Origin of the sequence: Hyphomonas sp. (assembly GCF_037969335.1) — a bacterium.
Lineage (GTDB): Bacteria > Pseudomonadota > Alphaproteobacteria > Caulobacterales > Hyphomonadaceae > Hyphomonas.
Genome location: NZ_JBBKXE010000099.1, coordinates 1 through 8144, shown reverse-complemented (window position 1 = coordinate 8144; position 8144 = coordinate 1). Strand labels below are relative to the sequence as shown.

The 8144-nt window shown below is 61.7% G+C and carries 4 protein-coding genes and 1 pseudogene; 1 reads left to right on the top strand and 4 read right to left on the bottom strand.

Features of this window, described 5'->3' with window-relative positions; translation table 11 throughout:
* Positions 1 to 50 precede the first annotated feature (50 nt).
* Together AADA04_RS07905 and AADA04_RS07900 are read right to left on the bottom strand one after the other, a co-directional pair.
* Complete coding sequence (locus AADA04_RS07905) at positions 51 to 1034, bottom strand: agmatine deiminase family protein (RefSeq protein WP_340692713.1); 984 nt, start codon at positions 1032 to 1034, stop codon at positions 51 to 53.
* Positions 1035 to 1129: 95 nt separating this feature from the next.
* Positions 1130 to 4321 (bottom strand): TonB-dependent receptor, encoded by a 3192-nt coding sequence (locus AADA04_RS07900; protein WP_340692712.1) that lies wholly within the window; start codon positions 4319 to 4321, stop codon positions 1130 to 1132.
* A gap of 261 nt (positions 4322 to 4582) precedes the next feature.
* Here AADA04_RS07900 and AADA04_RS07895 point away from each other — a divergent pair, with 261 nt between their 5' ends.
* On the top strand, positions 4583 to 6304 hold the full coding sequence (locus tag AADA04_RS07895) for a glycosyltransferase family 39 protein (protein WP_340692711.1): 1722 nt from the start codon (positions 4583 to 4585) through the stop codon (positions 6302 to 6304).
* Here the strand turns inward: AADA04_RS07895 and msrA are convergent.
* Positions 6298 to 6948, bottom strand: coding sequence for a peptide-methionine (S)-S-oxide reductase MsrA (msrA, locus tag AADA04_RS07890; RefSeq protein WP_340692710.1), 651 nt, complete (start codon positions 6946 to 6948; stop codon positions 6298 to 6300). The genes AADA04_RS07895 and msrA overlap by 7 nt on opposite strands.
* 157 nt (positions 6949 to 7105) lie before the next feature.
* Positions 7106 to 8144 (bottom strand): annotated as a pseudogene (locus AADA04_RS07885) (hypothetical protein); the annotation flags it as partial.

Sequence of the window (8144 nt, the reverse complement as noted above, 5' to 3'; positions counted from 1 at the left end):
GTGTGGCAAGGGGGTCGCAAAGGGGTGGGACGTCCAGGGGCGAACCGGGATTAGGCAGGTATCTCGCGCGTCATGCAATGGAAACTGCCGCCACCGCGCAGAATGTTCAATGCTGGCAGGCCAATGATTTTCCGGCCGGGAAACAGCGGGCGGAGTTCGGCAATCGCGACGAGGCTGAAACGCTCGTCGTAAGTCGGCACGAGAACCGCACCATTTGTGATGGTGAAGTTCATATGGCTGGCCGGGACCGGTTTGCCATCCCCGAAATGGACAAGACCGGGCGAGGAGATCGTCGTCACCATCAGGCCAGCCCCGCGCAGGCCGTCTTCGATGGCGAGCAGGATTTCGGCATTCGGGTCGTCGGGGCCCGTCGGGTGCTGGCACAGGACATGGCCGGGCGCGATGAAGCGCGCGATATTATCGACATGACCGTCAGTATGGTCGTTGAGCAGGCCGTCACCCAGCCAGATCACGTCATTGACGCCGAAAGCCTTTACGAGGGCTGCTTCGGCGTCGGCTTCTGTCCAGTCGCCATTGCGGTTCGGATTGAGCAGGCATTGCCGTGTCGTCAGCAGCCGCCCTTCCCCATCAACATCAATCGCGCCGCCTTCCAGAACGATATCATGGGCGCGCACGCGGATGCGCTCGATTCCGGCGACGGCAGCCGCCGTCTCGGTATCGCCCGGCATCAGGTATTTGCCGCCCCAGCCATTGAAGCGGAACGTCTCGGCCTGATGGCCGCCCTCTCCCTCGGTGATGATCGGCCCGGTATCGCGCAGCCAGATGTCGCCGGTCGGCACCTCGACGATCTCCGCCACATCGCCCACCGCTGCCCTTGCCGATTGCGCTGCCTCGTCAGAGCCTGCTGCCAGTTTGACCGTCACGAATCCAGCCGCCGCGCGAACAAAGCCTGCAATATCGCTACGGGCACCGTCGAAATCGCCGCCCCACTCGTCGGCAAGCCGGGGCCAGCCGCACCAGAGCGCGGATTGCGGGGCCCATTCGGGCGGGAGGAAACGGGCAGCGTCAGTCATCGTCGCAGGGCCTTGCCACAGGTTTCAAACAAGGAAAAGGGCGGCCCGCATCGCGAACCGCCCTTCCCCAATCTGTATTCTGGATCGCGGACGATCTAGAACTCGTATTTCACACCGATCTGAACCTGCCAGAGCGACTGGTTGAGGATCTCGTTATTCGTCGACGTGCTGAAGCCAGTATCATCAGCGGTGCCCGGTGTACCGTCACGGCCAACACCGTAAGCGTACTGGCCGTCGATGATCACCGCATCGGCAACCTGGCGCTCGTACTCATAACGGGTCCGCTGGATACGACCTGCATTGCTGTCGATCAGGTTACCGAGGTTCTCGATGTCGAGGAACAGGAAGGTACGATGGTTTTTCATCGCACCTGGCAGTTCCTGCTGCAGGCGAAGATCAACGATGGTCGACCAGCGGGAATTGTCACCGTTACGCGGCGCAACCTTGCCTTTGTAATCGTTGAGTTCCGATGTCGCGATGTACGTGAAGAAGTCCTGCTGCATGGCGACGTCGCCACCGAACGACTGAGCCGAGAAGAGCGGATCGTTGAAGCCGGTTGGCACGTAGAACGTCGCACCCGCATCATCGGCGCTGCTTTCATTGATGCCGAACACATCGTCACTACCCGTCGTATTGAACGTGTAGCTGTAAGGCTGGCCCGAGCGACGGGTCGCAAACAGCGAGGCCTTGGTGGCGTAGTCGCGGAAGAATTCCTTCTCCCAGTTCAAGCGCATTTTGAACTGGTGCTCGACTTCGAAGTTCGACGTACCGGTCCGTGGGTTCTGGTAGCTCCACCGCGACGTGTCGGAATAGTTCGACGTGGCGGTCGATGATGTACCCATGCCGATGTCGTTGACGTCTGCATGCGTATAGCTGGTGAACAGGTCGAAATCACCAACCGGCGTTTCCCAGTCATTGCTGGCCGAAACGGCCCACAAGAGCGAGTTGCCCTTGTCGACGCTGCCAACGAGGATGGCTTGTGGCGCACCGCTGCAATCATAGACCGGACGACCGTCAGGTGCTGCAGCAATCGCATCGCCGCAGGTTGCGTCATACCAGTAAGGCGCATTCTCGAGCTTGTTGTAGAGAACGTCCGCAGTGACGAGCCAGTTGCCCGGTACGTTCACAGCTACACCGAGATTGGCTTTCCAGGTCGAAGGAATCTCGAACGAATTGTCGAGTGCATTGACCGGACCGTCTGGAGTCTGGGTTGCGAGCTGGTCCTGGAGGTAACCGGGAACGTAGTTACCTGTTGTCGCATCAGGCGTATTCGGCACGAGGATCGATCCGAAATCCGACACAGTTCCGTTGATCACACCGTCATTGGAATAGCTGTTGGACACCCAGACGCTTGGCGCGCCGCCCGAGAACTTGCCGAGACCACCGCGAACGGTGATGTCATCACTGGCATCCCACTTGAACGAGAAGCGCGGCAGCATGACATTCAGGCCGTCAAGATCGTTGGTGTTGGAGAAGCCGTAGCGATTGATGAAGTTCTGGTTTTCACGAATCTCGCCTTCCGATTCGTAGTAATCGTAGCGAAGGCCGAACAGCAGGCTGAGATCGTCGCGGATATCCCACGTGTCCTGAACGTAAACGGAGTTGTAATTGTAACCCCAGATGGCGCGAAGGTCATTCTCGTCATTGGTGATGGCGTTGTCATAGGTAACGCCGGTAGCAATCCGGTTGCGAAGATCGTCGATCGACGCAAAAGCGTACGTGCCTTCGGAGTTCTGGGCGAAGAGGTTGTCAACATCGACTTCTTCCCGCTCAAAGCCGGCCTTCAGCGTGTGATCGCCGAGTAGGTATTCAGCTTTCAGCTTGTACTGCATGAACTCCTGGTCGAGTTCGTTGCCATGACGGAAGCGGTCCGGGCCGAAGGCGATGACCGTACCTGTCGACGTTTCGACCGATCCGAGGAAGAACTCAGCGCCATTCAGGCTGTCTGCGCCTGTGGCCTGGGTCGTCTTGGCAATCTTGACCTCGGTCGAGAAGTTTGGCGTCCAGTCGGAATAGAGGTGACCGATGAAAGTCTCGACTGATTCCGAGTTGTTGTACCAGGAAGACGGGTAAGCGAGATCGGCACCCTGAACGAAGTTGTTGCCGTTCTGCTCGGTGATGCTTGCGCCTTCAGTCGAGATGTAGGTGAATTTCGCACGGTGATCGTTGGAGATGTTCCAATCGATGCTGGCGAGGATCTTCTCGTCTTCAACCGGTGGCACGCCGCCGGCGAAATCGCCCGTGTCGAAGCCGTAAACAGTTGAAACGATATCGCTGATTTCAGTAATGTCGGCTGGTGTCACATCTTCGATATTGACGGCGCCTGAGCCGGTTGGGCCACGGTTGAGCGCAGCAGCTTCTTCATACTTGTCGTAGGAGACGAAGAAGAACAGCTTGTCCTTGATGATCGGGCCGCCGAACGTGCCGCCATAGGTCTTTTCTTCGAACGAGCGATCCACTTTCCGGTCGCCGATCTTGCTGCCGGCCATCGAGTCGTCAGTCTTGTAGTAGAAAGCCGAACCGTGGAATTCATTGGTGCCTGACTTGGTGACGGCGTTGATCGTGCCACCGGTGAAGCCGTTATATTCCGTGTCGAATGGTGCGGTTTCAACCGACAGGGATTGGATCGCGTCAAACGAGATCGGCGAACGCTGCGTCGGGTAACCGTTGGCATTGAGGCCGAAGCGGTCATTCAGCGCGACGCCGTCGATGGTCAGCGAGTTGAAGCGGTTGTTGGCGCCGGCAATCGTGAGTTCCTTGGCGCCGCCCGACTGGACGTTGACGCTTGCGAATGGGTCGAGTTCAGCAGCATCAGTGATGTCGCGGTCGATCGTGACGACTTCGTTGAGGGCCTCAAGGCCGAGCGAGGTCGTGAGCCCCTGGCTGGAGAAGCCTGCCTGAAGCTGGCTGCCAGTGACGACGACAGTGTCCAGCGTACGCGCGCCGGAAACCGTGAGGTCCAGCGGGTAGGTCTGGTCGAGTGCGATAAAGATGTCCGTGACGGTGACAGGCGTGAAGTCGGCGCCGGTCACTTCAACGGTGTAAGGTCCGCCGACGCGCAGACCGCGCGAGGAGAATGTACCGTTCGGGCCGGTTACGGCCGCTGAGACGGTGCCGGACGGTGTGTGCGTGATAACGACTGTCGCGCCGGAAACGGCGCCGCCGTCAGCATCGGAGACCTGTCCGCGAATGCTGGATGTTGTGACCTGCGCGGAGGCGATGCCTGCGACGCTGAGCGCGATGGCGGAAACCGCCATGCCGCGACCGAAAGTATTCCAATTCATCATGATATTCCCCTGATGCAAATGAGCCCCCGACCTGAAAATCTGAGCAAGGTCGGCTTGCGGTCGCTTACTCCCGCTGAATGACGGATTAGTGACAAGTTTTTAACAGTTCAACGTGGCACCTTCCGAATCCTGCCATTCGATTTGCTGCGGTGCAAAAAAGCCACGGTTTGACCCTTGAGGGGGCAGGCTTTGCCTGAAATGGGGGCTGTATTCGACGGACAGTGCGCTGCATAAGCATAGAACGTATCAAGGTGAGACGACATGGCAGGTCTGAAACACGAATCGGAATCGACGTATCTCCGCGCGACGCTGCTTGGCCTCGGCCTGCTCCTTGTGTTGCGAATCGGGTTTCTCGTCGCGTCGCCGCTGAACCTCTATGCCGACGAGGCGCAATACTGGCGCTGGGGCGAGACTCTCGATTGGGGCTATTATTCCAAGCCGCCGATGATCGCCTGGGTGATCCATGCAGTGACGAGCGTGTTCGGCAATGGGGAATGGGCCGTACGGCTGGCCGCACCCTTCCTGCACACGATCGGCGCGGTCTTCCTGTTCCTGCTCGGCCGCGCGATGTACGATGCGCGCACCGGCATGTTCGCCGCGTTCGGCTATGCGCTGATGCCGGCCGTGATCCTGTCATCCGCCGTGATCTCGACCGACGGCGTGCTGATGCCGTTCTGGTGCGCCGGTCTGTATGCGTTCTGGCGCCTGCGCAGCGGTGAAGGCCGCTGGGCAAGTGCCGTGGGTCTTGGTGTGGCCGTCGGCGCGGGCTTCCTGTCGAAATACGCGATGCTGTATTTCCTGATCGGGGTCGGGCTGACACTGGTGCTCGACAAGGATACCCGCAAGGCGCTGGTCTCGTGGCGCGGGCTGGCTGCCTTGCTGGTCGCAGCCGCCATCTTTGCCCCGCACATGGCCTGGAACGCCGCCAATGATTTCAAGACGGTCAGCCACACGGTCGATAATGCCAATCTCGACGGCGATCTCTTCCATCCCGCACACGCGGTCGACTTCCTGGTCGACCAGATGGGCGTGTTCGGCCCGATCAGCCTGATTTCGCTCGTCTTCGGCCTGTTCGTGATGCGGCGCTCCGATGCGGGCCTGATGGGACGCGACCGCTGGCTGCTCTGCTTTGTGGTGCCTGTCCTTGTCATCATCCTGGTTCAGGCCGTGCTGTCGCGCGCCAATGCGAACTGGGCGGTGACGGCCTGGCCAGCGGCGAGCGTGCTCGTCGCCGCCTGGCTGATCCGGGCCCAGCCCAATCGCAGCCTGTGGTTCTGGATTGCCGGGCTGACCTTCGTGGCCCTGCTGCTGGCGCCGGACCTCGGCCTGTGGCTGCGCGTGCTGATCGGCGCCGCCATTGCCGGAAGCATGATCGTCTATGGCCACTTTCAGGCCTATCGCCCGGCTGGCCTGCTTTGGACCAGTCTCACCGCCCACGCCGTGCTGGCCGCCTTCTTTGTCACGGTTGCGCTGCTGCCGGCCCACATGTCGACCGAACTCGGTTTCGACAATGCGCAGAAGCGTACACGCGGCTGGGACATTGCGGCGGCAGACGTGTTCCAGAAGGCGGCAGAGCTGGGCGCGACGTCCGTGCTCGTTGACGAACGCGAAGTCTGGCACGGCCTCGACTATTATGCCCGCGACCGGTCCGTGCCCCTGCTCTCATGGCGACGCTATGGCGTGCCGAAGAGCTTTTCGGAATCTGTGCCGCTGGCACCACCGCTGGACGAAAAGGTGCTCGTCGTCTCGCTGCACGCTGAAATGCGCCCGATGCTGCGCAGCGACTTCAACACGTTCGACTCGACAGGAGAGATTGTGATCCCGCTGGGCACACGCGGGAATGGCTGCCCGATCACACGGCGCTTCCATCTGTATCTGGCGTCAGGCTTCGCGCCGGACCTGCACGATGATGCGTGGGAAAAGCGGCACGCGGGACAATCGGAATTCCCGTCGCCCCCCTGCCCCGCACCACAGGATCAGTGAGTAGCGGCGCTGTCGCCCCAGAGGCTCTTGATCCGCGCATCGCGGCCGCAGGACGCCCGATAGTAGCGGTATTTGAGCGCGTTCTTCTTGTAATAGTCCTGATGGTAGCCTTCGGCAGGCCAGAAGGTTTCGGCACCGATCACCTGTGTCACGACTGGCGCAGGCAACACACCTGAGGCCTCCACCGCAGCAATATCGGCTTCGGCGATCGCGCGCTCGGTCGGGTTCGCCACGAAGATTGCGGTGCGATAGCTCTCGCCCTTGTCGCAGAACTGGCCGTCGGCATCGGTCGGATCGACATTGTGCAGGAAGTAGGTGACGAGATAGTCATACGACACGACGTCAGGATCATAGGTGATCTTCACCGCCTCGTAGTGCCCCGTGTCCTCGTGGCTGACCTGTTTATAGGTCGGGTTGGCAATCCGGCCGCCCGTATAGCCCGAAACGGTATCGATCACGCCATCGACCTTGTCGAAATCGGACTCGACGCACCAGAAGCACCCACCGGCAAACACGGCTGAGGACAAGCGCTTGGGCACTTCATTGGTCGGCGTGTCCTGCTCGCCTGCACTCGAGATGAACGCGAGGCCAACGGCCGCAATACCGGCGGCAATGGCAATAAGGGGGGCAGAACGGGCACGCATGGTAAACTCACTCACTGATCGACGGCGGCTTGGCGCTCCGTCTACAGCCACATATGGGACAGTCGCTGCTGCCGAAAAGGCAGCAATCGCATACCTAACAGATTTGTGTTGATCGCGTGTTGTTGCGGCGTGTCGAAATTACGGCAATGCCATGTTCTCAGGCAGGCCCGGTGAGGACACGCACACGCACGCGGCTGGCCCGGCCTGCAGCATCCACTGCAGTCACCGTGTAAAATCCCTCGCGGGTGGGCGACCAGACCGGCGCGCCGGCATCATCGATCGCGCAGGGCGCGCCGTCGACATACCAGGACAGGTGCCCCTCGCCCCGCCCGGCCAGCACGAAACCGCGCGCAGGGGCGCCATCGACCTTGCCGGCCCAGAGTTCGGCCTCGCTCGGCGGGAACAGGATTTGCGGCGGGGCCGCCGCTGCAAAGTCATGCATCGCGCCCTGGGACTGCAGCCGCCGCTCGGATGTCAGTCGCCCGCGCGCCTCGCCGGTATCGCGCAAATGGTGCGCGGCCCGGTCGGCAATCTCGAACAGGATCGGCAACGCAGCGTCGCCGCCGGTCACGCCCGGGCGCGGCCCGCCATCGGCCCGGCCAACCCAGACAATGATCGCGAGGTCGCCGGCCACACCCGCCGCCCAGGCATCACGATAGCCATAGGACGTGCCGGTCTTGAATGCGATCTGTGGCGCGTTCTCGGTCAGCCGGCCCGGGACGCGGCCTGCGGGCGTCGGACCGTTTTGCAGGATGCGAAGAATTTCATCGGCGCTGGCCTCGCCGACCAGGCGGCGGCCGGGACGTTCATAGGTCGCATCTTCCTCATCGGCGCGCCAGACCAGCGGCTTGGCCACGCCCTTGTCGCCGAGCGCAGCATACAGCACGGCCAGTTCGCGTGCGGTCAGGCCTGCGCCGCCGAGCGCGATGGCGAGGCCTGCTTCATGGCTGGCCGAGCCCGCGATGCGGGGACTTGCCCCGGCAAGCGCCAGTTGCGCGACGAAGCGCTCCGGCCCGACCTTGTCCAGCATCATCACCGCCGGCACGTTCAGCGAGTGCTGCAGCGCGTCGGACACCCGCACATCGCCGCGCGGCCCGCTGGCCAGTGCCTTGGCCGTGCCATGCCAGGCCCGGTCCGGGAAATCCCGGCGACGCCCCGGCACGCCGGAGGCGGTAACGTCCGCCACATCGTCCTTG

What these genes read in the sequence shown, in the direction of transcription:
- AADA04_RS07905 (WP_340692713.1), bottom strand. Translation starts at nt 1,034, where the DNA reads ATGACTGACGCTGCCCGTTTCCTCCCGCCCGAATGGGCCCCGCAATCC.
- AADA04_RS07900 (WP_340692712.1), bottom strand. Translation starts at nt 4,321, where the DNA reads ATGATGAATTGGAATACTTTCGGTCGCGGCATGGCGGTTTCCGCCATC.
- AADA04_RS07895 (WP_340692711.1), top strand. Translation starts at nt 4,583, where the DNA reads ATGGCAGGTCTGAAACACGAATCGGAATCGACGTATCTCCGCGCGACG.
- msrA (WP_340692710.1), bottom strand. Translation starts at nt 6,948, where the DNA reads ATGCGTGCCCGTTCTGCCCCCCTTATTGCCATTGCCGCCGGTATTGCG.